Origin of the sequence: Streptomyces sp. NPDC020983, from assembly GCF_044333485.1 — a bacterium.
Classification (GTDB): domain Bacteria; phylum Actinomycetota; class Actinomycetes; order Streptomycetales; family Streptomycetaceae; genus Actinacidiphila.
Genome location: NZ_JBIRRA010000008.1, coordinates 55,253 through 77,872, shown reverse-complemented (window position 1 = coordinate 77,872; position 22,620 = coordinate 55,253). Strand labels below are relative to the sequence as shown.

Sequence of the window (22,620 nt, the reverse complement as noted above, 5' to 3'; positions counted from 1 at the left end):
CCCTCTACAGCTTCATCAGGTTGGCGTCGTCGACCGAGGCCGAGTGGCGCGAACGGAAGATCGACACGATGATCGCGAGCCCGACCACGACCTCGGCCGCGGCGACCACCATCGTGAAGAAGGCGATGACCTGCCCGTCGAGGTTGCCGTGCAGCCGGGAGAAGGTGACGAACGCCAGGTTGCAGGCGTTCAGCATCAGCTCCACGCACATGAAGACCACGATCGCGTTGCGCCGGATCAGGACCCCGGCGGCGCCGATGGTGAACAGCAGCGCGGCCAGGTACAGGTAGTTGGCCGGATTCACTTGGCACCCTCCTCGGCCTGGTCGTTCTCTGCCGTGTCGCTGCCGGCCGCCTTGGCGGCGGAGGTGACCGCGGGCCGCGCGGGGCGGCCCTCGCCGCGCTCCAGCCAGCGGGCCGCGCTCTGGTCGAGGGCCGCGAGCCGCTCCATCGCGTCACCGGACACGTCGCGGATCTGGCCGCGCTCGCGCAGCGTCGCGCTGACCGACAGCTCGGAGATCGAGCCGTCCGGCAGCAGCGCCGGGATGTCGACCGCGTTGTGCCGGGCGTACGTGCCGGGCGCCGGCAGCGGGGTGACGTGGCCGCCCTCGCGGAAGCGGGCCTCGGCCAGCTCCCGCTGGGTGCGGCGCTCCTCGGTGCGCTCGCGGTGGGTGAGCACCATCGCGCCGACCGCCGCGGTGATGAGCAGCGCGCCGGTGAGCTCGAAGGCCCACACGTACTGGGAGAACAGCAGGTGCGCGAGGCCCTGGACGTTGCCGCCGTCCGCGGCGCTCGCCGCGCCCGTGCCCTTGAAGGTGTCGAGGGAGGCGTTGGCGATACCGGCGATGAGCAGGATGCCGAAGCCGATCCCGCACAGCGCGGCCATCCAGCGCTGCCCCTTGAGCGTCTCCTTCAGCGAGTCGGCCGCGGTGATGCCGACGAGCATGACGACGAAGAGGAAGAGCATCATGATCGCGCCGGTGTAGACGACGATCTGCACGATGCCGAGGAAGTACGCGCCCTGCGCCAGGTAGAAGACGGCGAGCACGATCATCGTGCCCGCCAGCGACAGGGCGCTGTGGATCGACTTCTTCATCAGCACGGTGGCCAGGGCCCCGAGCACGGCGACCGTGCCCAGGATCCAGAACTGCACGGCCTCCCCGGTGGAGGTCTTCGACGCGGCGTCCGCGGCCAGCGTCAGGGTGCCGGCGGCAGTGGAAGCGGCGCTCATGCCTCGGCCCCCGTCCCCGCCGGGGCCGCACCGCCGGGGGCGGTGATCTCGGCGCCCTGCACGTCGGCGACGTTCTCGTCCGGCTTCTCGCCCTTGGAGACCGCGACCTGCCGCTCGGTGCCGGGCGCGGCCTCGGTGACCAGGCCGCGGTAGTAGTCGCCCTCGTCCATGCCGGGGTAGATGGCGTGCGGCGCGTCGACCATGCCCTCGGTGAGGCCCGCGAGCAGCTGCTCCTTGGTGAAGATCAGCGACTCGCGGGTGCGGTCGGCGAGTTCGTACTCGTTGGTCATCGTCAGCGCGCGGGTCGGGCACGCCTCGATGCACAGCCCGCACAGGATGCAGCGGGCGTAGTTGATCTGGTAGACGCGGCCGTAGCGCTCGCCGGGCGAGTAGCGCTCCTCGTCGGTGTTGTCCGCGCCCTCCACGTAGATCGCGTCCGCCGGGCACGCCCACGCGCACAGCTCGCAGCCGACGCACTTCTCCAGCCCGTCCGGGTGCCGGTTGAGCTGGTGGCGCCCGTGGAAGCGGGGCGCCGTGGGCTTCTTGTACTCCGGGTACTGCTCGGTCAGACGCTTCTTGAACATGGCCTTGAAGGTCACGCCGAAGCCTGCGACCGGGCCGAGGAACTCAGGCATCGCCGTCCTCCTGCTTCTCCTGCTCCGGGGCGTCCTGACCGGATGCTCCGACGAGTTGGGGCTCCGCGCGGCTGGGCCGCCGCGGCACCCGCTGCACCTGCTGTCCGGGCAGCGGCGGTACGGGGTAGCCGCCGGCCATCGGGTCGAACCGCTCCGGCGGGGCGAGCCGCCCGCCCTCGGCCGGCTTCCTCTGCTCCTCGCGCTCGCGGAAGAGGTCGGCGAGCAGCGAGACCAGCAGCAGGACGAGGACGGCGCCGCCGACGTACAGCACGATCTTGGTGGAGCTGTAGTCCTCGTTGCGCATCGCGCGGACCGCGGCGACCAGCATCAGCCACACCATCGAGACCGGGATGAGGATCTTCCAGCCGACCTTCATCAGCTGGTCGTAGCGCACCCGGGGGAGCGTGCCGCGCAGCCAGATGAAGAAGAACAGCAGCAGCTGCACCTTGACGACGAACCACAGCATGGGCCACCAGCCGTGGTTGGCGCCCTCCCAGAAGGTGCTGATCGGCCAGGGGGCGCGCCAGCCGCCGAGGAAGAGGGTCGTGGCGACCGCGGAGACCGTCACCATGTTGACGTACTCGGCGAGCATGAACAGCGCGAACTTGATCGAGCTGTACTCGGTGTTGAAGCCGCCGACGAGGTCGCCCTCGGACTCGGGCATGTCGAACGGTGCGCGGTTGGTCTCGCCGATCATCGTGCAGATGTAGACGAGGAAGGACACCGGCAGCAGCGCCACGTACCAGCGGTCGTGCTGGGCGCTGACGATCGTCGAGGTCGACATCGAGCCGGAGTAGAGGAAGACCGCGGCGAAGGACAGGCCCATCGCGATCTCGTAGGAGATCATCTGGGCCGACGCGCGCAGGCCGCCGAGCAGCGGGTAGGTCGAGCCGGACGACCAGCCGGCGAGCACGATGCCGTAGATGCCGACCGAGGCCGTGGCCAGGATGTAGAGGATGCCGATCGGCAGGTCGGTCAGCTGGAGCGCGGTGCGCTGGCCGAAGATCGACACCTCGTTGTCGGCGGGGCCGAAGGGGATCACCGCGAAGGACATGAAGGCGGGGATCGCGGCCACGATCGGCGCGAGGATGAACACCACCTTGTCGGCCCGCTTGACGGTGATGTCCTCCTTGAGCATGAGCTTCACGCCGTCGGCGAGCGACTGGAGCATGCCCCAGGGGCCGTGCCGGTTGGGGCCGATGCGCAGCTGCATCCACGCGACGACCTTGCGCTCCCACACGATGGAGAACAGCACGGTCAGCATCGCGAAGGCGAAGCAGAACACCGCCTTGAGGAGGATCAGCCACCACACGTCGTTGCCGAAGAACGACAGATTCTCAGCGGTGGCGGCCAGTTGGCTGCTCATGACGTGACCTCCTGGCCCTGCGCGGCGGCGGCGATCGCGACGACCTGTCCGGGGAGGGCGCCCACGTCGGAAGCGACTCCGGCGCCCGTCGAGTTGAGCGGCAGCCAGACCACGCGGTCGGGCATCGGGGTGACGGCCAGCGGCAGCGTGGTGGCCCCCGCCGGCCCGGTCACCGTCAGCAGGTCACCGGCGGCGAGGCCCAGTTCGGCGGCCGTCGCGGCGGACAGCCGGGCCACCGCTGCGTGCCGGGTGGCGGCGAGCGCGTCGTCGCCGTCCTGGAGGCGGCCCTGGTCGAGCAGCAGCCGGTGCCCGGCGAGCACCGCCTGGCCCTGTTCGGGGCGGGGCAGCGGCACCGAGGAGTCCAGCGGCGCGGGGGCGTAGGGGCCGGACCAGCCGGCGAGCCGGTCCAGCTCGATCCGCGCCGAGCGCACGTCGGCCAGGCCGAGCGCCACGTCCATCCGGTCGGCGAGCATCGTCAGGACGCGGCCGTCGGAGAGCTGGTGGCGGGCGGTCGCCTGGTCGGGCTTGATCGCGGTCTCGAACATCCGCGCCCGGCCCTCCCAGTTGAGGAAGGTGCCGGCCTTCTCGGCGACCGCGGCCACCGGCAGCACCACGTCCGCGCGCTCGGTGACCTCGCTGGGCCGCTGCTCCAGGCTCACCACGAAGCCGGCCGCGTCCAGTGCCGCGCGGGCGGCCGCCGGGTCGGGCAGGTCGGCGAGCTCGACGCCGCCGACGAGCAGCGCGCCCAGCTCGCCGCTCGCGGTGGCCCGCAGGATCTCGCCGGTGTCGCGGCCGTAGCGGCCGGACAGCGTCGGCAGGCCCCAGACCCGGGCGACCTCGTCGCGCGCCCGCGGGTCGCTCACCGGGCGGCCGCCGGGCAGCAGCCCGGGGAGCGCGCCGGCCTCGACCGCGCCGCGCTCGCCCGCCCGGCGCGGGATCCACGCCAGGGCCGCGCCGGTGGCGGCGGCGAGCCGGATGACGGCGGTGTAGCCGCCGGCGACGGCCGCGAGCCGCTCGCCGACCAGGATGACCGCGCCCTCCTTGCGGAGCGCGTCGGCCGCCTCCCGCCCGGCCTCGTCGAGGCCGACACCGCCGGCCAGCGCGTCCATCCACTCCGGTTCGGTGCCGGGGGCGGCGGGCAGCAGGATGCCGCCGGCCTTCTCCAGACCGCGGGTGGCGTGGGTGGCGAGCGCGTACGCCTGCTGGCCGCGCTTGCGGTGCGCCTTGCGCAGCCGCAGGAAGACGCCGGGAGCCTCCTCCTCGGCCTCCAGGCCGGCGAGCAGGACGGCGGGGGCCGCCTCCAGCGCGCGGTTGGTCACCCCGCTCGCGTCGAGGTCCAGTCCGCGCCCGGCGACCGCGGAGGCCAGGAAGTAGGCCTCCTCGGAGGAGTGCGGGCGGGCCCGGAAGTCCACGTCGTTGGTGCCGAGTACGACCCGGGCGAACTTGGCGTAGGCGTACGCGTCCTCGACCGTGAGCCGCCCGCCCGGCAGCACCGCCGCCCGGCCGTGCGCCGCGCCGAGCCCGGCGGCGGCGGCGGCCAGCGCCTCCGGCCAGGAGGCCGCGACGAGTTCACCGGCGGCGTTGCGCACCAGCGGGTGGGTGAGCCGCTCGGGACGCTGCGCGTAGCGGAAGCCGAAGCGGCCCTTGTCGCACAGCCACTCCTCGTTGACCTCCGGGTCGTTGGAGGCCAGGCGCCGCAGCACCTTGCCCCGCCGGTGGTCGGTGCGCGTCGCGCAGCCGCCCGCGCAGTGCTCGCACACCGACGGCGACGACACCAGGTCGAAGGGCCGCGACCGGAAGCGGTAGGCCGCCGAGGTGAGCGCGCCCACCGGGCAGATCTGGATGGTGTTGCCGGAGAAGTACGACTCGAAGGGGTCGCCCGCGCCGATGCCGACCTGCTGCAGCGCCCCGCGCTCCAGCAGCTCGATCATCGGGTCGCCCGCGACCTGGTTGCTGAAGCGCGTGCAGCGCGCGCACAGCACGCAGCGCTCGCGGTCCAGCAGCACCTGCGCCGAGATCGGGACCGGCTTCTCGTACGTGCGCTTCTTCCCCTCGAAGCGCGACTCGGAGTCGCCGTGGCTCATGGACTGGTTCTGCAGCGGGCACTCGCCGCCCTTGTCGCACACCGGGCAGTCCAGCGGGTGGTTGATGAGCAGCAGCTCCATCACACCGCGCTGCGCCTTCTCGGCGACCGGCGAGGTGAGCTGGGTGGTCACCACCATGCCGTCGGTGCAGGTGATCGTGCAGGACGCGACGGGCTTGCGCTGCCCCTCGATCTCGACGATGCACTGCCGGCAGGCCCCGACCGGGTCCAGCAGCGGGTGGTCGCAGAAGCGCGGGATCTCGACGCCGACCATCTCCGCGGCCCGGATGACCAGGGTGCCCTTGGGCACCGACACCGGGATGCCGTCGACGGTCAGCGAGACCAGGTCCTCCGGCGGCACCGCGGGCTGCCCCGCGCCGGAGGACGCACTGCTTGTGGTGACGGTCACGCGTGGGCCTCCGTACGGTACTTGTCGGCCCAGGCGGTGGAGCGGGCCGGGTCGAAGGGGCAGCCCTTGCGCTCGAGGTGCTCCTCGTACTCCGCGCGGAAGTACTTGAGCGAGGAGAAGATCGGCGCGGCGGCGCCGTCGCCGAGCGCGCAGAAGGACTTGCCGTTGATGTTGTCGGCGATGTCGTTCAGCTTGTCGAGGTCGCCGGGCGAGCCCTTGCCTGCCTCGATGTCCCGCAGCAACTGCACCAGCCAGTAGGTGCCTTCGCGGCAGGGCGTGCACTTGCCGCACGACTCGTGGGCGTAGAACTCCGTCCAGCGGGTGACCGCGCGCACCACGCACGTGGTCTCGTCGAAGCACTGGAGCGCCTTGGTGCCGAGCATCGACCCGGCGGCGCCCACGCCCTCGTAGTCGAGGGGCACGTCGAGGTGCTCCTCGGTGAACATCGGGGTCGACGAGCCGCCCGGCGTCCAGAACTTGAGCCGGTGGCCGGGCCGGATGCCGCCGCCCATGTCCAGCAGCTGGCGCAGCGTGATGCCGAGCGGCGCCTCGTACTGCCCGGGGCGGGCGACGTGGCCGGACAGCGAGTAGAGCGTGAAGCCCGGGGACTTCTCGCTGCCCATGGAGCGGAACCACTCCTTGCCGCGCAGCATGATCGCGGGAACCGACGCGATGGATTCGACGTTGTTCACCACAGTGGGGCAGGCGTAGAGCCCCTCGACGGCAGGGAAGGGCGGGCGCAGCCTCGGCTGGCCGCGGCGCCCCTCCAGCGAGTCCAGCAGCGCGGTCTCCTCGCCGCAGATGTACGCGCCGGCGCCGGCGTGCACGGTGATGTCGAGGTCGAAGCCGCTGCCGAGGATGTCGCTGCCGAGGTAGCCGGCCGCGTAGGCCTCGCGGACGGCCTCGTGCAGCCGGCGCAGGACGGGAACGGTCTCACCGCGGAGGTAGATGAAGGCGTGATGCGAGCGGATCGCGTAGCACGCGATGATCATGCCCTCGATGAGGGAGTGCGGGTTGGCGAAGAGCAGCGGGATGTCCTTGCAGGTGCCCGGCTCCGACTCGTCGGCGTTGACGACGAGGTAGTGCGGCTTGCCGTCGCCCTGCGGGATGAACTGCCACTTCATGCCGGTGGGGAAGCCCGCGCCGCCGCGGCCGCGCAGCCCCGAGTCCTTGACGTACGCGATGACGTCGTCCTGCGGCATCGCGAGGGCCTTGGCCAGCCCCTCGTAGCCGTCGTGCCGGCGGTAGGTGTCCAGCGTCCATGACCTCGGGTCGTCCCAGAAGGCCGACAGGACGGGCGCGAGCAGCTTCTCGGCCGATTCCACGGTCATCACTCGCCCTCCCCGCGGGTCGATTCGGTCGTTCCGCCCGCCGGTCCCGCCGGGTTGTCCGGGTCGGAGACCGCGGACTGCTGGGGGGCGTCGTGCGAGCTGGGGTGCGCGGCGGGCGAGGGCGAGGTCGGCGTGTCGTAGGCGCCGCTCTCGGTGCGGTGCGGCTCGGCCTGCTGCGGCACGGTGTGCGCGGGCGCCTCACCGCGGTGCAGCCGCAGGCCCGCGAGCGACGCGGGGCCCGCGCCGCCGCTCGCCTCGACCGCGCCCTCGCGCTGGTCGGGGAAGCCGGCCAGGATCCGCGCGGTCTCCTTGTACGTGCAGATCGGCGCGCCGCGGGTGGGCCGCACCTCGCGGCCGGCGATCAGGTCGTCGACGAGGGCCTTGGCGGATTCGGGCGTCTGGTTGTCGAAGAACTCCCAGTTGACCATCACCACGGGCGCGTAGTCGCAGGCCGCGTTGCACTCGATGTGCTCCAGCGTGACCTTGCCGTCGGCGGTGGTCTCGTTGTTGCCGACGCCGAGGTGCTGCTTGAGCTCGTCGAAGATCGCGTCGCCGCCCATGACCGCGCACAGCGTGTTGGTGCAGACGCCCACCTGGTAGTCGCCGCTCGGCTTGCGGCGGTACATGGTGTAGAAGGTCGCGACCGCGGTGACCTCGGCCGTCGTCAGGTGCAGCATCTCGGCGCAGAACCGGATGCCGGTGCGCGTGACGTGGCCGTCCTCGGACTGCACCAGGTGCAGCAGCGGCAGCAGCGCGCTGCGCGAGCCGGGGTAGCGGGCGATCACCTCCTTCGCGTCGCTCTCCAGCCGGGCGCGCACGTCGGCCGGGTAGTCGGGCGCGGGCATCTCGGGGATGCCCAGTGACACGTCGGTCATCGGTCGACGCCTCCCATCACGGGGTCGATGGACGCCACGGCCACGATGACGTCGGCCACCTGGCCGCCCTCGCACATCGCCGCCATGGACTGCAGGTTGGTGAAGGACGGGTCGCGGAAGTGCACCCGGTAGGGGCGCGTCCCGCCGTCGCTGACCGCGTGCACGCCCAGCTCGCCCTTCGCGGACTCGACCGCCGCGTAGGCCTGCCCCGGCGGCACCCGGAAGCCCTCGGTGACCAGCTTGAAGTGGTGGATCAGGGCCTCCATGGAGGTGCCCATGATCTTCTTGATGTGGTCGAGGCTGTTGCCCATGCCGTCCGGGCCCAGGGCGAGCTGCGCGGGCCAGGCGATCTTCTTGTCCTCGACCATGACCGGGCCGGGCGCGAGCCGGTCCAGGCACTGCTCGACGATCTTCAGGCTCTCGTGCATCTCCGCGAGCCGGACGAGGAAGCGCCCGTAGGAGTCGCAGGAGTCGGCCGTCGGGATCTCGAAGTCGTAGTTCTCGTAGCCGCAGTACGGGTCGGACTTGCGCAGGTCGTGCGGCAGGCCGGCGGCACGCAGGACCGGGCCGGTCGCGCCGAGCGCCATGCAGCCGGTGAGGTCGAGGTAGCCGACGTCCTGCATGCGGCCCTTGAAGATGGGGTTGCCGGTCGCGAGCTTGTCGTACTCCGGGAGGTTCTTGCGGAACTTCTTCACGAACTCGCGGATCTGGTCCACCGCGCCGGGCGGCAGGTCCTGCGCGAGCCCGCCGACGCGGACGTACGCGTGGTTCATCCGCAGGCCGGTGATCAGCTCCAGGATGTCCAGGATCATCTCGCGGTCCCGGAAGCCATAGATCATGATCGTGGTGGCGCCCAGCTCCATGCCGCCGGTGGCGATGCACACCAGGTGGGAGGAGATCCGGTTGAGCTCCATGAGCAGCACGCGCAGCACCGTGGCGCGGTCCGGGACCTGGTCCTCGATGCCGAGCAGCTTCTCGACGGCGAGGCAGTAGGCGGTCTCGTTGAACAGCGGCGTCAGGTAGTCCATCCGCGTCACGAAGGTGGAGCCCTGGACCCAGGTCCGGTACTCCATGTTCTTCTCGATGCCGGTGTGGAGGTAGCCGATGCCCGAGCGCGCCTCGGTGACGGTCTCGCCGTCGATCTCCAGGATCAGCCGCAGCACCCCGTGGGTGGACGGGTGCTGCGGGCCCATGTTGACGATGATGCGCTCGTCGTCGGTGCCGGTGACCTGCTCGGCCAGCTCGTCCCAGTCGCCGCCGGTGACGGTGAAGACCCGGCCCTCGGTGGTCTCGCGCTCCTCCGCCTGCTGCGGCGCCGCGTATCCGTTCGTCATGAGTACGACCTCCGCTGGTCGGGAGCCGGGATCTGGGCACCCTTGTACTCGACGGGGATGCCGCCGAGCGGGTAGTCCTTGCGCTGCGGGTGGCCGGGCCAGTCGTCCGGCATCATGATCCGGGTGAGCGCGGGGTGGCCGTCGAAGACGATGCCGAAGAAGTCGTACGTCTCGCGCTCGTGCCAGTCGTTCGTCGGGTAGACGCCGACGAGCGAGGGGATGTGCGGGTCGGCGTCGGGCACCCCCACCTCCAGCCGGATCAGCCGCCCGTGGGTGATCGACCGCAGGTGGTAGACGGCGTGCAGCTCGCGGCCCTCGTCGCCGGGGTAGTGCACACCGCTGACGCCGGTGCACAGCTCGAAGCGCAGCGCCGGGTCGTCGCGCAGCGTCTGCGCCACGCGCACTAGGTGCTCGCGGGCGATGTGCAGCGTCATCTCGCCGCGGTCGACGACGACCTTCTCGATCGCCTCGGCCGGCGGCAGCCCTGTCTCCTCCAGCGCGCCTTCCAGCTCGTCGGCGATCTCGTCGAAGACGCCGTCCTTGCCGCCGTAGGGGCGCGCGGTCGCGCCGGGCAGCCGGACGGTGCGGACCAGGCCGCCGTAGCCGGACGTGTCGCCGCCGTTGTCGGCGCCGAACATGCCGCGGCGCACCCCGATGACCTCGCCGGGCTGCTGCTCGCGGGGGGCCGGGACGGGCGCGTTGCCGGTGTCGCTCATCGCAGGAGCCCCTTCATCTCGATGGTGGGGAGCGCCTTGCGGGCGGCTTCCTCGGCCTCGCGGGCCGCCTCCTCGCGGTTCACGCCGAGCTTGCCGCCCTGGATCTTCTCGTGGAGCTTGAGGATCGCGTCGAGCAGCATCTCGGGGCGCGGCGGGCAGCCGGGCAGGTAGATGTCGACCGGCACCACGTGGTCGACGCCCTGCACGATCGCGTAGTTGTTGAACATCCCGCCGCTGGACGCGCACACGCCCATCGAGATGACCCACTTGGGGTTCGGCATCTGGTCGTAGACCTGCCGCAGCACCGGCGCCATCTTCTGGCTCACCCGGCCCGCGACGATCATCAGGTCGGCCTGCCGCGGCGAGCCGCGGAAGACCTCCATGCCGAAGCGGGCCATGTCGTAGCGGCCCGCGCCGGTGGTCATCATCTCGATGGCGCAGCAGGCCAGGCCGAAGGTGGCCGGGAAGACCGACGCCTTGCGTACCCAGCCGGCCGCCTGCTCCACCGTCGTGAGCAGGAATCCGCTCGGCAGTTTCTCTTCGATACCCATGGGTTGGCTCCCCTTGTCCCCTCGGTCCCTAGTCCCATTCCAGGCCGCCGCGCCGCCACACGTAGGCGTAGGCGACGAAGACGGTGAGCACGAAGAGGAGCATCTCCACGAGCCCGAACATCCCCAGGCGGTCGAAGGTGACGGCCCAGGGGTAGAGGAAGACGATCTCGATGTCGAAGACGATGAAGAGCATCGCCGTCAGGTAGTACTTGATCGGGAAGCGCCCGCCGCCGGCCGGATGCGGGGTGGGCTCGATGCCGCACTCGTACGCTTCCAACTTGGCCCGGTTGTACCGTTTCGGCCCGATGATCGAGGCCATGAAAACGGAGAAGATCGCGAAGCCGGCCGCGATGCCCCCCAGCACGAGAATGGGCGCGTAGGCGTTCACCGTCCCCCGCTCCTTCCAGTCGGCAGTGACTGACATGTACGGACCGACTCGCGGTGTGAGACGCCTCACCCGGCGACCAAGATCGCGTCTATGTGAGGCAGTTCACAAGCCCAAGTCGCCTGCATCCTATGCCTCCCGGTCTGTGATCTGCGACACGGGGTACCGGCTCACCTTTGTGATCTCCACCACCCGGCCAATGATCATGAAGTTGGATGAGCGGTGATCTTGAGGCGGATCACTCCCAAACGATCACTTCATGTCACATCCCTGTTGATTCTCGCTGGTCAGAGGGGTGGGTTCATTATCAAGTCAGGGGCAGGCCGGGCAAATTGGAGTTGGACGCGACCACGTGATAGCGCGCGGGCGGACCTCCGGAGGCATGCCCTCCGGCCGCCCGGCGACGGGGAACCGGCCGCGTGAAAGCGTGCACGAGCGCAAAACGGACCGCTCATGTGAAAGTGCGTCAAACCGTCCGAAGACCAAGATCGCGAAACGGGCAATTGAGCCGTGAGCACGTCAACTGTGGCGCATCCCACCTTTCTTGAACGGAACCATTCGTTCCTGATAGCCAGAGACGCATGTCCCAGAACAGACCGCAGATATCCGCGGCCCCGGCCCCGCCGTCCCATAGCGGCCGCCGGCGGCACGCCGTCCCTGCGCGCCCCAACTGGACGCGCAGGGCCGGACTCGTCGGCGGAGTCGTCAGCGCCATCGCACTCGGCGGCGCGGGCGCCCCCGCCCTCGCCGACAACCACGGGCACCACGACACCCCGGCGCCGGCCGCCCTCGACGCCTCCGTGGCCACCCCGCTCAGCACCGCGGTGACCGCCCGCCAGGCCGCCGACGCCCTCGCGCAGAACGCGCTCGCCCACTCGCTCGCCGCCGCCCGCGAACACGCGGCGGCCGCCGCGGCCGCCGGCGCCTCGGCGAAGCACCGGGCCGCCGTCGCCGCGAAGGCCGCCAAGGCACGGGCCACCGCGGCCGCGCTGGCCGCCTCGCGCAGCGCCAAGCGCGCGAAGCTCACCACTTCGTCCTCTTCGTCCCCTTCTTCCTCCTCGGCGGGCGCCGCCGCGCCGTCCGCCTCGAAGGTCGACAAGCTCATCGCCTTCCTGAAGGCGCAGATCGGCAAGCCGTACGTCTACGGCGCCACGGGCCCCTCGTCGTACGACTGCTCGGGCCTGACCCAGACCGCGTACGCCACCGTCGGCATCTCGCTGCCGCGCACCTCGCAGGAGCAGTCGACGGTGGGCACCCCCGTCTCGCTCGGCTCCCTGCGCGCCGGCGACCTCGTCTTCTGGGGCGGCGAGGGCAGCGCCTACCACGTGGGCGTCTACATCGGCGGCGGCCAGTACCTGGACGCGGCCAACCCGTCGACCCCGGTGGGCATCAAGCCGCTGACGTACTCCGAGCCGGACTGGGCCGTCCGCGTCCTGTGACGCTCACCCGCAGGGCGGGTCGTACGGCAGCTGCGGGATGTACTTCTTCCACTGCTGCGCGGTGAGGACGTCGCGCGTGGTGGAGCAGATCCACCGCGCGGCGTGCTCGGTGTCCAGGTCCCACAGCCGGATCACGCCGTCCTCCCCGACGGTGACCAGGCGGCCGTCGCGGTGGAACGCGACCGAGCCGACCGTGCCGTGCGTCCCGGTGAGCGGCCCGCCCCGGGCACGGGCGCGGGCCGGGTCGCTCACGTCCCACAGCCGGATCGTGCCGTCGCTGTTGCCGCCGCTGGCCAGCGTGCGGCCGTCCGGGCTGAACGCCACCGCGCCCACGGGGGTGGTGTGGCCGGTCAGCGGCGTGCCGAGGGCACGGGCGCGGGCCGGGTCGCTGACGTCCCACAGCCGGACGGTGCTGTCGTAGCCGCCGCTGGCCAGCGTGCGCCCGTCCGGGCTGAAGGCCACCGACAGGACGAGCCCGGTGTGGCCGGTGAGCGGCCGGCCGAGGGCGCGCGGGTGGGCCGGGTCGCCGACGTCCCACAGCCGGACCTTCCTGTCCCCGTTCGCGCTCGCGAGCGTCCGCCCGTCCGGGCTGAAGGCCACCTTGGCGGTGCCGTTGTCGAAGCCGGTCAGCGGCGTGCGCAGGTACACCGGGTCGGCGGCGTCGGTCAGATCCCACAGCTCGATACGCGAGTCCATGCCGCCGACAGCCAGCGTCCGGCCGCTCGGGCTGAAGGCCACCGACGCCACGTGGCCCATCCTGGTCTGCAGTTTGCGGCCCAGCAGGGTGGGGCGGGACGGGTTCGCGGTGTCCCACAACTCCACGTCCCCGTCGGTGAAACTGCCGCCGGCCAGCACCTTCCCGTCGGCGCTGAACGCCAGCGACCGCACCGACGCGGGGGCGGCGACGGCCGGGAGCACACCGAGGCCGGTCGTACGGTCAGGGTCGCCCAGGTCCCACAGCCGGACCTTGCCGTCGGTCCCGGCGGTGGCCATGGTGTGGCCGTCGGGGCTCAACGCGAGGCCGTCCAGGGAGCGGCTGTACGACGTGACGAGCCGCTGGGGGAAGATCCACACCCGCACCGTGCTGTCGGCGCCGCCGCTCACCAGGGTGCCGCCGCCCTGGGTGAAGGCCACCCCGAGGACCGGTCCGGTGTGGCCGACGAGGGCCGCGCCGCGCGAGACGGGGTTGTCGGGGTAGGCGACGTTCCACAGGTTGACCGAGCCGTCGTGGCTGGCACTGGCCAGGGTCTGCCCGCTCGGGCTGAAGGCCACCGACGTGATGGTCCCGGTCTGGCCGAGGAGTTCGCCGAGCATGACGACATGGGCCGGGTCGGTCGTGTTCCACATCCGCACCCGGCTGTCGGCGCCGCCGCTGGCCAGGGTGTGCCCGTCCGGGCTGAAGGCCACCGACGCCACGAAGTCGGCACCGTGCCCGTAGAGGGGCTTGCCCAGCGCGGCCGCGTGCGCCGGGTCGCGCACGTTCCAGAAGCGCACCGAGCTGTCGAAGCCGGCGCTGGCCAGCGTGCGGCCGTCCGGGCGGAAGGCCACGGAGTCGACCGCGTCGGTGTGACCGGTCAGCGGCCCGCCCAGCAGCGCGGGGTGGACGGGGTCGGCCACGTTCCACAGCCGGATCGTCGCGTTGTGGCAGCCGCCGGCGAGCACGTGCCCGTCGGGGCTGAACGCCACTGCTCCGACGGTGTCGAAGCAGCCGGTCAGCGGCGTGCCCAGCGCGACCGGGTGGGCCGGGGAGGTGACGTCCCACAGCCGGGCCGTCGCGTCGTTGCCCCCTGCCGCGAGCGTACGGCCGTCGGGGCTGAAGGCGACGGACTCGACGATGTCGGCGAGCACCTTGACCGGCGGGCCCAGCTTCGCCGGGTGCACCGGGTCGGCGATGTTCCACAGCTGGATCGCGTTGTGGCTGCTGCCCGTCGCCATCGTGCGCCCGTCCGGTGCGACCGCGACCGACACGATGCCGCCGATGCCGGAGGCGAGCGGCGTGGACAGCGGCTGCCCGGCGCCGGAGACCAGGTGCGCGCGCAGGTCGTCGTTCGGGCGCATCCGGTACGCGACGAGGTCGAGTTGCGCCGCGAGCGAGGTGTCGGTGGTGCGCAGCCGGTCGGCCTCCGCGGTGATCTGGCTGAAGATCGCGGTGTTCCGCTCGTCCAGGGCCTTGCCGCGCTGCTCGAACGCGAGGGCGGCGGCGCCACTGGCCAGCAGGGCGAGGGTCACCAGGACGGCGGTGACGGCACGGCGGACGCGGGCGGTGCGCTTGACGCGGGCGGTGGAGGCGGCGACGAACGCCTCGGTCGTCCGGTCGGCGCCCGGAACGGTGGTGCGGCCGGAGGTGGTGACGGCGGCGACCGCGCTCCTGGCCGCCTCCAGCCGGCTCGCCGGGTGGAGCAGGTCGTTCGGACGGCCGGCCCGCTCCCACGCGAAGGCGGCCTCGCGCAGCTCCTGCCGTACGGCGCTGCCGACCCGGTCGTCGTCGAGCCAGCCCTTGAGCCGCGGCCAGGCCCGCAGCAGCACCTCGTGGGTGATGGCGACGGTGTCCCGGTCCTGGGTCAGCAGCCGGGCCGCGGTGAAGGTGTCGAGGACGGTCCGCGCGGCCCGCGGGTCGGCCTCGAACCGCAGCAGGTCGGCGCGCGGGACGCGGCGCCGGGCGGGCTCGGCGCCCTCCGTCACGGTCACCAGCCGCAGGAAGACGCTGCGCGCGGCGTCACGGTGGGCAGCGGCGGCCGCGGGGTCCCCGTGGCCCTCGGAGTTCCTGCCGCCCCCGGGACCCTCGGAGTTCCACCCGCCCCCGGGGCCTCCGTCGCCCTCGGCCTCCCTGCCGAGCCGGGCGAAGGCGCGCTCCGCGGTGTCGGCCACCGCGTGCTCGATGCCGCCGGTCTCCTGGTAGCCGCGCACGGTGAGGACCCCGCCGTCGCGCCGCGTCCAGGTGGTACGCAGCGCGTGGGCCAGCAGCGGCAGCCGGCCCGCCTCGTAGTCCCCGGGGCTCTCGGCACTCCCGCCCCGCCCGCCCGGCCCGGCGCCGGACGCGCCCAGGTCGCGGAGCAGCACCTCGGGCAGGCCCGCCTCGACCTGCAGGCCCGCGCGCTGGGCGGGCAGCACGACGGCGTCACGCAGTTCGGCGCGGGACATCGGCCCCAGGAAGACCTGGTTGCCCTGCACCGCGCCGCGCAGCCACGGGTAGGCGGCGCACTGGGCGTAGAAGTCGGCCCGCAGGCCCAGGACGACGAGGCCGAGTGGTTCCTGACCGTCCCGCGGGTCCGCGAGCCAGGCCAGCTCCTCGACGAAGGCCCGCCGCTCCGCCTCGTCCTCGCACAGCGTGAAGATCTCTTCGAACTGGTCGACGACGACGATGACGCGCTTGCCCGTACCGGATCCGGTACGCGGCTCCGTGCGGCCCAGGGCCCCGCGCAGGGCGGCGCGGCGGGCGCCGCGGTCCGCCGCCCGCCACTCCCCCGGCGCGGTGTACTCGCCGGTCAGCGCGGCGAAGTGGGCGGCGAGGGCGTCCATCGGGCTGTGGGCGGGGGTGAACACCAGCCGCCGCCAGTGCCGCGAGCCCGCCGCGGGCAGGTCGCCGCGCCCGATCGCGGGCAGCAGACCGGCCCGCAGCAGCGAGGACTTGCCCGCGCCCGACGGCGCGACGACCACCAGCGGGGCGCAGTCGGCGACCGCGCCGTCCAGCCGCGCGACCAGGTCGGCGACCAGCCCCTCGCGTCCGAAGTACCAGTCGGCCTGGTCGAGTCCGAACGGCTCCAGGCCGGGATACGGGCACGCGTCGTCCTGCGCGGGGCGGCCGACCCGGTGGAGGCGGCCCTCGGCCAGGACGAAGGTGGCCCGCAGGTCGCGTACCTCGACGATGTACTGGTCGCGGCCCGCCTGGTAGACGCGCGCCTCGTCCGAGGCGCGCGCCTGCGGGAAGAACGGCGGGCCGTCCGGCTCCCCGGAACGCCCCTGGAAACCGCGCGGCTCCCCACCGGGCAGGCCGGGGCCCTCCGCGGTGGTCACCGCTCGGTGATGTGCTGGTCGCGGCCGGCCTGGTAGACGCGGCCGCTGCCGGTCGCCCGCGCCTCCTGGTGGATGCCGCCGCGCACCGCCTGCCCGCCGGCCGCGGCCTGCCACTCCGCGAGGGCCGCCCGCAGCACCGCCTCGGCGTCGGGCCGCGCCGCAAGCAACTCCGCTATCCGGTAGGCCCATTCCCCGCGCAGCGCCGCCTCGTCGACCGGCGCCCCCGCGGCCCGGCCCCGTACGACGGCGGCTTGCGCCGTGTCGAGATCCGCCGCGACGGCCTCGGCACCCTCGGGCCGGAACTGCCGCCACAGCCGCACCGCTCCGTCGCGTGTCCGCTGCCACCCGTCGGTGACCATGAGCGTGACCAGGGTGCTGCTTGCACCGGCCGACAGTGCGGCGAGCTGCGGGTCCATGTCTGCTCCCTGCTCCGATCACCGGATCCGGAATCTGACGGTGTCTCACTCTAGGTCAAGGGTCCGACATCGGGGCGGGGCCGGCGCCGCGTCCACCAGATCTCCACGTCCGGCGCGGGCGGGGGGGGGCGTTCAGACGAGCCAGCGGCCGGCCTTCATGAGGAGGCGGTCCCTCAGCTCGGGGACCGTCCCCCAGGCCCGCAGCTGCCGCGGGGCGACACGGTAGAAGTCGTACGGCTCGGGGTCCTTGCGGGGGTCCCACCCGTCCTTGGCGGCGAAGGAGTCGCCGACGCCGGGCGGGAGCGCGTCCGCGGTGAAGGCGGTGACGTCGCCCTCGACGTGCACGACGTCCCGCGTCGTCCCGAAGCACAGCCGGACGGTGCCGGTCGCCGCGAGGTTCGCGCCCGTGGGGTTGGTCGGCCGCGTCGCGAGCCACACGGCCTCGCCGTCCCACCAGAACGTGAGCGGCATCAGCGTCGGACCGCCGCCCGCCGGGTCGGCCGTCGCGACCCACACGTCCAGTTCCTCCGCCAGGATCCGCAGCGCGTTCGCCTTGCGCGCGGCGCGGGTGCGCGGACCGCTGCCGGGGGCCGGGGCCGCCGTGTCGTTCGCGGTGCCGTTCGTCGTGTCGTTCGTCGTGTCGTTCGTCGTGTCGTTCGTCGTGTCGTTCGTCGTCATACGGCACGACGCTAGCCGTGCCGCCCGCCGGGCGCATCGGTCCCCGGGCGTACGCCCCGCCACCGCCACGGGCACCCCCTGGGCCCTGGCGGTCCCCGTGCGCGGCCCCACCCTCGTCCGCTCGGCCCCGGCCTGGACGCACGCGGGACGTGACGGGGCCGCCGCCCGAACAGCGGGTGCACGGCGCCCGGCCCCCGGGGTGGCCGCCGCCGTACACCCCTCCCCTCCCCCGCTACCCGGTGTAGGTGTACGTGAAGTGCGGGGTGTCGTACTGCGGGCCGCCCTTCTCGTACGTGAACCAGTAGGTGAGCACGGCGCCGGACGACAGGCCGCCGACCGTCTGCGTCCATGTGCCGCCGCTGTTGGCCATCCGGAAGTTCTGCTGGCCCGCGCCGTTCACGAGGTAGTGGACGTCGACGTAGGCGGCGGGTGTGGTCGGTGTGAAGGTGATGCGCACCTGGCCGGAACCGGTGGTCGCCGCCCCGGCGGTGTAGTCGGGCGCGGTGGTGCCACCGCCGGTGCTGCCGGTGCTGGTGCCGGTGCTCGTACCCGTCGACGTACCGGTGGTGGTGCCGGTGCTCGTGCCCGTGGACGTACCGCCGGTGCCGCTGCCGCCCGTCGTGCGGTTGACGGCGATCCAGTCGACCGTCATGGCCGCGCCCGAGCTGATGTCGGCCGAGGGGGAGGTGCAGCCGCACACCTTGTTCGGGTAGGAGCCGCCGATCGCGACGTCGAAGATGGCGAAGAAGCCGTGGTCGACGGCCGCCTGCCAGGTCGCCGTCGAGACCTGGTTCTCGTTGACCGTGTACGTCACCTGGCCGTCGAGGGAGAAGCGCAGCTGCTCGGCGGAGGTGTTGGTGCGGTCGACGACCACGGAGTACGTGTGGAAGCCCGACTGGCAGCCGCCGCACGGCTGGAGGCCGCTGCTGATGCCGTCCGGGTCGTGGCACTCGCCCGCCCACACCCCGCAGTGGAAGGTCGTCGAGTGCTGGCTCAGCGCGTTGACGTCCTCCATGATGTCCAGCTCGCCGATGCCGGGCCAGTTCGTCGCCCCGACCGGGCGGGCGTCGGCGCCCATCGCCCAGAAGGCGGGCCAGTAGCCCAGCCCGGCGGCCGGTGCGGGCTGCTTCAGCGAGGCGCTGATCTGCAGTTGGCCGCCCGCGGGCGCGGCGAAGTCCGTGCGCTGCGTCTCGACCCGGCCCGAGGTCCAGTGCCCGGACGCGTCCTTGAGCGGTTTGATGACCAGGTGCCCGGAGCCGTCCTGGTAGACGTTGGCGGTCGAGTCGGTGGCCGTCTCGATCTCGCCCGTGCCCCAGTTCCCGGCGGCGCCCGGGTAGTTGTAGCCGGTACCGGTGTCGTAGAGCCAGTTCGCGCGGTTCAGGCCGGTGCCGGCCGCGCCGTTGAAGTCGTCGCTGAAGACGGTGGTCCAGCCGGACGGAGGAGCCGGCACCGCCGCCGCGGCGGTCCCGCCGCCCAGCGACACCCCGAGCAGGGCGCCGACGCCCAGCAGGAGCGCGCCGAGCCCGGCGCCGAGCCCGCGCCGCCGGGCCCGGACCCGCGCCCGGGCGTGCGTGTGCGGAGACGGTGGTGCGTGATCTGGGGTGCGCTGGCTCATGGGCGTGTGACCTCTCTGCCGGGCGGTGGGGGGACGCCGGGTCCCTGAGAGCGCTCTCAGACTCCCGGTTGCCGTGGAGTGTCGACCAATGGCAGGCACACGTCAATATCCCGCGCGGGGGCGGGTCGGGGGCTATCGTCCCGCGGGACGGCGGCGACGGCCTCGCCGGACGTGGGCGTACGGCATGGCGCGGCCACGGGCGACCTGGAAAGGTGAGGGGCCGTGACCACCCCCGCGACCCACCCCGACCTCGCCCGCCGCATCCGCGAAGCCGCCCTGCTGACGGGGCGGTTCACCCTCCGCTCCGGCCGCACCGCGACCGAGTACTTCGACAAGTACCGCTTCGAGGCCGATCCCGTCCTGCTGGACGAGATCGCCCGCCGCATGGCCCCGCTCGTCCCGGACGGCACACAGGTGCTCGCCGGACTGGAGATGGGCGGCATCCCCGTCGTCACCGCGCTCGGCCGCCACACGGGCCTGCCCTGCGCGTTCGTGCGCAAGCAGGCCAAGGCGTACGGCACGTGCCGGCTCGCCGAGGGAGCCGACGTCACCGGCCGCCGGGTGCTCGTCGTCGAGGACGTGGTGACGAGCGGCGGCCAGATCGTCCTGTCCACCGCCGAACTCCGCGCGCTGGGCGCCCGCGTGGACGCCGCCCTCTGCGTCATCGACCGCGCCCAGGGCGGCACCGAGGCGCTCGCGGCGGAGGGCATCCGCCTCCACGCCCTGCTGAATGCGGCGGACCTGAGCACGGCCTGACCGCCGCCCGGAAGGACGTCCGCGTCCCCCTCCCCCCGGCGGGCCACCCCTTCCGCCTCCACGGTGACGCCCCCTGAGACCCGCCGGGCGGCGCTCTGCGTCCTCCGCGCTCCGTACCGAAGGCGCGGGCCGCGCACGGCGGACGGGCGGCAACCGGCCATCGGGGCGAGGGACGGTACCCCCGGGCGGGGCGTGATCGTTTGGGAGGGTGACGGCCGCGACCGCGCGCGGCCGGCGTCCCCGCGGGAGGCGGCGGGGGGAGCACGCGAGGAGGGCGGCGCCGCATGACCTCGACCGAAGTCCGCGTCATCTGCGGGGAGCGGGTCGGACTGCCCGCCGCCCTGGTGGGCGCCGCCCGGCGGCTCGCGCCCCTCGCCGGCACGGTGCCGGAGGACGTCGAGAGGCAGCTGCGCTGCACCCTGGAGCGGCACGCGCTGGGCGACCACCACGCCTTCGTCATGGAGCTGCCCGGCCGCGCGCACGGCGCGGTGTGGACGCGCTGGATCCGCGGGCGGCGGCCCGCGACCGTCTTCGTCCTGCCCGACTGCACGGGCACGGGCCCGCCGCCCTGGTGCGAGCCGTGCTGCGAATTCGCCGCGCATCCGGGGGCGCACAGCTGGCAGTTGCGCGACACCCGGGAGGAGCGCTGACCTCCGCGGGGACACGCGGGGCGGGGGCGGGCGGAAGGCGGAGACGGCGCGTTGTCAGTGGTGGCGCGTAGCGTCGCCGGCATGGGTGCTCACATCGATCTCACGCTCGACGCGAACGACGTCGCCGTCCTCACCGCGTTCTGGAAGACCGCGCTCGGTTACGTGGACGAGCCGCCGCCCGCGCCGTTCGCGACGCGGGACGAGTGGCTGGCCTCGTTCGGTCTCGACCCGGAGGAGTCCGCGAACGACGGGGAGTGGCTGTGCGACCCGGCCGGGGTGGGACCGCGGCTGTCGATCCTGCGCGTGCCGGAGCCGAAGACGGCGAAGAACCGGCTGCACATGGACATACGGGTGCAGGGCGGCCAGGCCGGCGTCGAGGCGGAGGCGGCCCGGCTGATCGCGGCCGGGGCGCGGGTGGTCTGGCGCGACGAGGACCACTGCGTGCTGGGGGATCCGGAGGGCAACGAGTTCTGCGTCGCCCCCGACCGCCGGGGCTGACCCCGCGGGCGGGGCTGATGGAGCGGTCGTTCAGGCGCCCACGGGTGCGCGTTCAAGACACGCTTGCGGCCGAAGAACCCACGCACAGGCTCCTGGAAGTCCACCGGCGTGAATCCGACCAACCGGACTGGTGGACCGCACCGTCACCAGCACCGGCCCACGCCCACCCGCCTCACCGGAACGTGTCGCCCAGCACGGCGACCTGCCCGGTCACGCCACCTGGCATCGGCATCCCCCTGCCGAAGAGGGCTTCACCGCAGCGCGGCTTCCACCAGGGAAGCCGCTCCCTTCATGCCGGCCTCGTTCGGGTGGTACGAGGCCCTTCCGGAGGCCGGCTGGTACTTCTCCACCCACGGGCTGGCGGAGCAGGCGTCGTGGCCGTGGCTGCCGGTACGGAAGCGGACCAGGGTCGAGTGGGTGTTGTTCGTCGCGTCGATGTTCGCCTGTGCCAGGCGGGCGGACACGGTACGTTCGAAAATCCGCTGGTCCTGGTTGAGCGGTACACCGGTGCAGCCGCCGGTGTCGGGCAGGATGGAGGAGTAACTCACCAGGAGGACGCGTGCCCGCGGGGCCCTGGCGTGAACGGCGTTCAGGACGTTCTCGAGCCGCTGGCGGATGCCGCCGATGGCGCTGTTCATCGCGTTCTGGTCCACGGTGCCGCAGTTCTTGCCGCCGGTGTTCTGGCAGGAGTAGGTGTTCATGCTGCCCAGGTAGTTGATGTCGTTGCCGCCGATGGTGATCGTGACCAGGTCGGTCGCGCTGTTCACGGCGTTGATCTGGGGCGGTCGCGAACCCTGGTTGGTGGTGAGGATGTTGGCGGTCGTGGCGCCGCTGCATGTGACATCGGTCAGCTTGGCGCCGATGTCCCGGGCCACGATGCTGGCGTAGTTGTTGCCCGACCGCTGGCACTCCGCTGCCCCGCTGCTGGACTGGATCGGCGGGATGCTCGGGCCGGCGGCGAACGAACTCCCCAGCGCGACGTAGTTGAGACCTTGCGTCCCGGGGGCCGAGAGATTGGTCAGGTCCCCGTCCGTCGCTGGCTTCGCACTCGTGCCGTCCGTCAGTGAGCCCGCCGTGTCGCCGCTGTCGCAAGCCGTGAGGGTCAGAGTGCCGATGGCAAGGGCCGCACACGCGGCCAGGGCGTTCCGCCGGATCTTGTTCGCCGCCACGAGGTTTCCTGTTCTTCATGGCCCACGCGGGACCGCTCCGTTGCTGCCCTGGGAAGGACCGCTCGGTGACGGATGTGGTTCCTGGTGAAACCGCGAACGGACCGTCGCGTGACAGAAGCGGGACGTTCGCAGCGGCAGCCGCTTGCGGCGCACAGCCCTGATCCGCCGTCACCGGCCGCCTCTGCGTGGAAGCGTTCCTGTGCCGGCAGAGGGTGCTGGTCAGCAGCGGTGTGAACAGCGGAGTCCTCGAAACCGGGCGCCACGCGGTTCGACAGCAACCGGCCCTTCGGCATCGTAGAGGTCGGCACTGCTACACGAGCGGGACACGGAGGTCGCCGCGTTCGGGCGGCCGCCCTGGCTCCGCTGCGCGGGCGGTGGCGGGAGCCGGGGGTACGGACCGCGTCCGCCGCGGTACGGACGGTACGGGAGCGTGCCGGGGGACGCGGCGGCCGACGGACCGTCACCGCTGG

20 protein-coding genes are annotated in these 22,620 nt (G+C 72.7%); 4 read left to right on the top strand and 16 right to left on the bottom strand.

All coding sequences use genetic code 11. The annotated features are described in order from the left end of the window. Positions 1 to 4: 4 nt before the first annotated feature. The 11 genes from nuoK to ACH4SE_RS19300 are packed head-to-tail and all read right to left on the bottom strand — an operon-like array spanning position 5 to position 10,918. A complete protein-coding gene (gene nuoK, locus ACH4SE_RS19350; RefSeq protein WP_031518880.1) occupies positions 5 to 304 on the bottom strand; it encodes an NADH-quinone oxidoreductase subunit NuoK in 300 nt (99 codons plus the stop codon). Then, positions 301 to 1,230 carry an NADH-quinone oxidoreductase subunit J gene (locus ACH4SE_RS19345; RefSeq protein ID WP_398544630.1) on the bottom strand — a complete coding sequence of 310 codons (930 nt, stop codon included), beginning with the start codon at positions 1,228 to 1,230 and terminating at the stop codon, positions 301 to 303. The genes nuoK and ACH4SE_RS19345 overlap by 4 nt, the downstream gene beginning before the upstream one ends. After that, on the bottom strand, positions 1,227 to 1,865 hold the full coding sequence (gene nuoI, locus ACH4SE_RS19340) for an NADH-quinone oxidoreductase subunit NuoI (RefSeq protein ID WP_398544629.1): 639 nt from the start codon (positions 1,863 to 1,865) through the stop codon (positions 1,227 to 1,229). Before nuoI ends, ACH4SE_RS19345 begins: the two co-directional genes overlap by 4 nt. Continuing rightward, entirely contained in the window at positions 1,858 to 3,231 is a 1,374-nt protein-coding gene (nuoH, locus tag ACH4SE_RS19335) for an NADH-quinone oxidoreductase subunit NuoH (protein WP_398544628.1), read from the bottom strand. The genes nuoI and nuoH overlap by 8 nt, the downstream gene beginning before the upstream one ends. Next, on the bottom strand, positions 3,228 to 5,723 hold the full coding sequence (locus ACH4SE_RS19330; protein WP_398544627.1) for an NADH-quinone oxidoreductase subunit G: 2,496 nt from the start codon (positions 5,721 to 5,723) through the stop codon (positions 3,228 to 3,230). The genes nuoH and ACH4SE_RS19330 overlap by 4 nt, the downstream gene beginning before the upstream one ends. Then, positions 5,720 to 7,054: an NADH-quinone oxidoreductase subunit NuoF gene (gene nuoF, locus ACH4SE_RS19325; RefSeq protein WP_398544626.1), complete on the bottom strand. Its 1,335-nt coding sequence runs from the start codon at positions 7,052 to 7,054 to the stop codon at positions 5,720 to 5,722. The genes ACH4SE_RS19330 and nuoF overlap by 4 nt, the downstream gene beginning before the upstream one ends. Beyond that, positions 7,054 to 7,929 (bottom strand): NADH-quinone oxidoreductase subunit NuoE, encoded by an 876-nt coding sequence (gene nuoE / locus ACH4SE_RS19320; RefSeq protein WP_398544625.1) that lies wholly within the window; start codon positions 7,927 to 7,929, stop codon positions 7,054 to 7,056. The genes nuoF and nuoE overlap by 1 nt, the downstream gene beginning before the upstream one ends. After that, entirely contained in the window at positions 7,926 to 9,263 is a 1,338-nt protein-coding gene (locus ACH4SE_RS19315; RefSeq protein WP_398544624.1) for an NADH-quinone oxidoreductase subunit D, read from the bottom strand. Before ACH4SE_RS19315 ends, nuoE begins: the two co-directional genes overlap by 4 nt. Beyond that, entirely contained in the window at positions 9,260 to 9,979 is a 720-nt protein-coding gene (locus ACH4SE_RS19310; protein WP_398544623.1) for an NADH-quinone oxidoreductase subunit C, read from the bottom strand. Before ACH4SE_RS19310 ends, ACH4SE_RS19315 begins: the two co-directional genes overlap by 4 nt. After that, positions 9,976 to 10,530 carry a NuoB/complex I 20 kDa subunit family protein gene (locus ACH4SE_RS19305; RefSeq protein ID WP_398544622.1) on the bottom strand — a complete coding sequence of 185 codons (555 nt, stop codon included), beginning with the start codon at positions 10,528 to 10,530 and terminating at the stop codon, positions 9,976 to 9,978. Before ACH4SE_RS19305 ends, ACH4SE_RS19310 begins: the two co-directional genes overlap by 4 nt. Positions 10,531 to 10,558: 28 nt before the next feature. Continuing rightward, positions 10,559 to 10,918, bottom strand: coding sequence for an NADH-quinone oxidoreductase subunit A (locus ACH4SE_RS19300; RefSeq protein WP_167986559.1), 360 nt, complete (start codon positions 10,916 to 10,918; stop codon positions 10,559 to 10,561). Between the two features lie 578 nt (positions 10,919 to 11,496). Here ACH4SE_RS19300 and ACH4SE_RS19295 point away from each other — a divergent pair. After that, positions 11,497 to 12,354 carry a C40 family peptidase gene (locus tag ACH4SE_RS19295; RefSeq protein ID WP_398544621.1) on the top strand — a complete coding sequence of 286 codons (858 nt, stop codon included), beginning with the start codon at positions 11,497 to 11,499 and terminating at the stop codon, positions 12,352 to 12,354. 3 nt (positions 12,355 to 12,357) lie between these two features. Here the strand turns inward: ACH4SE_RS19295 and ACH4SE_RS19290 are convergent, their stop codons facing one another. From ACH4SE_RS19290 to ACH4SE_RS19275, 4 genes are all read right to left on the bottom strand, one after another. Beyond that, a complete protein-coding gene (locus ACH4SE_RS19290) occupies positions 12,358 to 16,368 on the bottom strand; it encodes a hypothetical protein (RefSeq protein ID WP_398544620.1) in 4,011 nt (1,336 codons plus the stop codon). Beyond that, positions 16,365 to 16,784, bottom strand: a complete 420-nt coding sequence (locus tag ACH4SE_RS19285; protein ID WP_398544619.1) for a hypothetical protein — start codon at positions 16,782 to 16,784, stop codon at positions 16,365 to 16,367. The genes ACH4SE_RS19290 and ACH4SE_RS19285 overlap by 4 nt, the downstream gene beginning before the upstream one ends. Before the next feature lie 132 nt (positions 16,785 to 16,916). Beyond that, positions 16,917 to 17,462, bottom strand: coding sequence for a pyridoxamine 5'-phosphate oxidase family protein (locus ACH4SE_RS19280; RefSeq protein WP_398544618.1), 546 nt, complete (start codon positions 17,460 to 17,462; stop codon positions 16,917 to 16,919). A gap of 232 nt (positions 17,463 to 17,694) precedes the next feature. Then, on the bottom strand, positions 17,695 to 19,077 hold the full coding sequence (locus ACH4SE_RS19275; RefSeq protein WP_398544617.1) for a glycoside hydrolase family 16 protein: 1,383 nt from the start codon (positions 19,075 to 19,077) through the stop codon (positions 17,695 to 17,697). Positions 19,078 to 19,299: 222 nt separating this feature from the next. Between ACH4SE_RS19275 and pyrE the strand changes: the two genes are divergently transcribed. From pyrE to ACH4SE_RS19260, 3 genes are all read left to right on the top strand, one after another. Further along, positions 19,300 to 19,833, top strand: coding sequence for an orotate phosphoribosyltransferase (pyrE, locus tag ACH4SE_RS19270; protein WP_398544616.1), 534 nt, complete (start codon positions 19,300 to 19,302; stop codon positions 19,831 to 19,833). A gap of 284 nt (positions 19,834 to 20,117) precedes the next feature. After that, positions 20,118 to 20,483, top strand: coding sequence for a hypothetical protein (locus tag ACH4SE_RS19265; protein WP_398544615.1), 366 nt, complete (start codon positions 20,118 to 20,120; stop codon positions 20,481 to 20,483). An 81-nt stretch (positions 20,484 to 20,564) separates the two neighbouring features. After that, positions 20,565 to 20,981, top strand: coding sequence for a VOC family protein (locus ACH4SE_RS19260; protein WP_398544614.1), 417 nt, complete (start codon positions 20,565 to 20,567; stop codon positions 20,979 to 20,981). Positions 20,982 to 21,232: 251 nt separating this feature from the next. On the opposite strand, the gene ACH4SE_RS19255 is transcribed toward ACH4SE_RS19260, so the two are convergent. Further along, positions 21,233 to 22,150, bottom strand: a complete 918-nt coding sequence (locus ACH4SE_RS19255; protein WP_398544613.1) for an SGNH/GDSL hydrolase family protein — start codon at positions 22,148 to 22,150, stop codon at positions 21,233 to 21,235. Positions 22,151 to 22,620 lie beyond the last annotated feature (470 nt).

Bases quoted from the DNA above. Each gene is read 5' to 3' on its own strand.
- nuoE (WP_398544625.1), bottom strand. From the start codon at position 7,929: ATGACCGACGTGTCACTGGGCATCCCCGAGATGCCCGCGCCCGACTAC.
- ACH4SE_RS19295 (WP_398544621.1), top strand. From the start codon at position 11,497: ATGTCCCAGAACAGACCGCAGATATCCGCGGCCCCGGCCCCGCCGTCC.
- ACH4SE_RS19285 (WP_398544619.1), bottom strand. From the start codon at position 16,784: ATGGACCCGCAGCTCGCCGCACTGTCGGCCGGTGCAAGCAGCACCCTG.
- nuoH (WP_398544628.1), bottom strand. From the start codon at position 3,231: ATGAGCAGCCAACTGGCCGCCACCGCTGAGAATCTGTCGTTCTTCGGC.
- nuoF (WP_398544626.1), bottom strand. From the start codon at position 7,054: ATGACCGTGGAATCGGCCGAGAAGCTGCTCGCGCCCGTCCTGTCGGCC.
- ACH4SE_RS19280 (WP_398544618.1), bottom strand. From the start codon at position 17,462: ATGACGACGAACGACACGACGAACGACACGACGAACGACACGACGAAC.
- nuoI (WP_398544629.1), bottom strand. From the start codon at position 1,865: ATGCCTGAGTTCCTCGGCCCGGTCGCAGGCTTCGGCGTGACCTTCAAG.
- ACH4SE_RS19345 (WP_398544630.1), bottom strand. From the start codon at position 1,230: ATGAGCGCCGCTTCCACTGCCGCCGGCACCCTGACGCTGGCCGCGGAC.
- ACH4SE_RS19315 (WP_398544624.1), bottom strand. From the start codon at position 9,263: ATGACGAACGGATACGCGGCGCCGCAGCAGGCGGAGGAGCGCGAGACC.
- ACH4SE_RS19260 (WP_398544614.1), top strand. From the start codon at position 20,565: ATGGGTGCTCACATCGATCTCACGCTCGACGCGAACGACGTCGCCGTC.
- ACH4SE_RS19310 (WP_398544623.1), bottom strand. From the start codon at position 9,979: ATGAGCGACACCGGCAACGCGCCCGTCCCGGCCCCCCGCGAGCAGCAG.
- ACH4SE_RS19305 (WP_398544622.1), bottom strand. From the start codon at position 10,530: ATGGGTATCGAAGAGAAACTGCCGAGCGGATTCCTGCTCACGACGGTG.
- ACH4SE_RS19275 (WP_398544617.1), bottom strand. From the start codon at position 19,077: ATGAGCCAGCGCACCCCAGATCACGCACCACCGTCTCCGCACACGCAC.
- ACH4SE_RS19265 (WP_398544615.1), top strand. From the start codon at position 20,118: ATGACCTCGACCGAAGTCCGCGTCATCTGCGGGGAGCGGGTCGGACTG.